The sequence below is a fragment of the Salinivibrio socompensis S35 genome, assembly GCF_000513715.1.
Classification (GTDB): Bacteria; Pseudomonadota; Gammaproteobacteria; order Enterobacterales; family Vibrionaceae; genus Salinivibrio; species Salinivibrio socompensis.
The window spans coordinates 1-1,953 of record NZ_AQOD01000188.1 but is presented as its reverse complement, the minus strand read 5'-3'; the positions used below and the strand labels follow the sequence as shown (position 1 = coordinate 1,953).

The window sequence follows — 1,953 nt, the reverse complement described above, 5'->3', positions numbered from 1 at the left end:
ATGATGGCGTTATCGAACATCAAAGCGATGAAGTCGAGACATTACATCATGAGGGGAATGCACAAACCATTGAAGGCGCGATCACGGGGATTAGCGTGAATGAGGGGATTGTAACGGCGCCCGTTGTTCTTGTTACCAGTGAAATGCCACCCGTCCCCGATCGTCACTTTGGTCATACAACCGATGAAATTGCGCATGTTAAGCAAGCAATAGAATGCGTTGTTCAGCGTTTACAACATCAAGCGAAGCAAGCGAAAGGAGATATTTTTTCGGCGCATAGCATGATGTTAAGTGACCCTGAATTATGGCAATCGGTCGAATCGCATATTCAATCAGGCATGATTGCAGAGCAAGCGTGGTTAGAAACCCTTCACGCGCTGGCCGAAGAATATCGTCACGCTGAGACGCTATACATGCGTGAACGTGAAGCCGATGTACATGATATCGCCCGCCAAGTGATGGTTGAAATGACAGGTGCCAAATCTCATGCGATTGAGATTAAGGAGCCAAGTATCTTATTGGCCCATGACCTTATGCCCTCGGATGTGGCTGGGTTCGATAAATCAAAAGTGCTTGGTATCTGTTTAAGTGAAGGCGGTAAAACGTCCCATAGTGCGATACTTGCTCGCGCGATGGGGATCCCCGCGATGGTAAAAGCGCAAGGATGTCTCGATGCTGTCCGGTCAGGTCAAATGGTGACGCTGGATGGGTTCAAAGGGCACTTATGGTTTGCGCCGTCAGATGAGGTACAGCAGGCGCTAGACGCGCAGAAAATTGAATGGCAAAACGCGCGAAAAAGTGCGCTAGCGAGCGCACAGCAAGTGGCGATGACTCGCGATGGTCTCGCTATTCCCGTGTTAGCGAATATTGGTGGGCCGAATGATTTGGACAATGCGTTAACATCGGGGGCGGAAGGTGTTGGTCTATTTCGCACCGAGTTTTTATTCCAAGACAGTGAAGTCTTACCGACTGAAGAGGAACAATACCAAGTCTATCGAGATATTGCCGCTGCGCTCGGCGATAAACCACTTACCATTCGTAGTCTTGATGTGGGGGGTGATAAGCCTTTAGCAGCTTATCCTATGCCTGCGGAAGATAATCCCTTTTTAGGTTTAAGAGGGGTACGTTTGTGCCTTAAACATGAAGCCTTATTCAACACGCAACTGCGCGCGATTTTAAAGGCGTTTCAGGTACAGCCTAATATTCAACTGATGATACCTATGGTCGCGCAAGTTCAAGAAGTAAAAAAAGTGAAAGCGTTGTTGGCGCATCAAGCACAGCAATTAGGGGTGGATGCCAGTAACCTTCCTGTCGGTATTATGATAGAAGTACCCGCTGCTGTCCTGAATGCGGATGCGTTGGCGCAAGAAGTTGACTTTTTTTCTATAGGCACCAACGATCTGACGCAATATGTCATGGCGGCAGATCGCGGCAATACGGCAGTCGCAGAGCTAGTGAATTACTTTGAGCCGTCGGTATTAAAAGCCATTGAACTGACGTGTGCTGCCGGTGATCGTGCTGGCATTCCTGTGAGCATGTGTGGCGAGATGGCGGGGGATCCTAACGCAACCCAGACGTTACTTGGTATTGGTCTTCGTAAGTTCAGTGCGAGCGCGAGCCTTCTGCCTGGACTCAAAGCACAGATTCGCCAACTGTCTTTGTAGGAGTAGCGTTCCTTTACATATCAACCGGCGTTTCTGCGCCGGTTTGTTTATGCTTCGTTTTACTATGACTCGCTAGGGCGTGTTGATCTTTGCTGTACACATTTTATTCAGCAATACATCGGCAGCCACATTATAGTAAACGCCAGTGATACCATACTGGCGTAATTTCTTGCTAACTTATCATATCTCGTTGATATTGCTCGGAAGTGCTTAATCCTCGCGAAAGCATTCTCAACTAAATGTCGATACTTATAGAGACACCAATCCATGCTTTCTTTGTCGATATCTT

2 protein-coding genes are annotated in these 1,953 nt (G+C 47.9%); one reads left to right on the top strand and one right to left on the bottom strand.

What is annotated here, in order from left to right; genetic code table 11:
• Nucleotides 1–1,664, top strand: a 1,664-nt coding sequence (gene ptsP / locus DZ54_RS22790; RefSeq protein WP_051416078.1) for a phosphoenolpyruvate--protein phosphotransferase, incomplete at its 5' end; no start/stop codon positions are given.
• A 107-nt stretch (nt 1,665–1,771) separates the two neighbouring features.
• Here the strand turns inward: ptsP and DZ54_RS22785 are convergent.
• Nucleotides 1,772–1,953, bottom strand: a 182-nt coding sequence (locus tag DZ54_RS22785; protein WP_037355034.1) for an IS5/IS1182 family transposase, incomplete at its 5' end; no start/stop codon positions are given.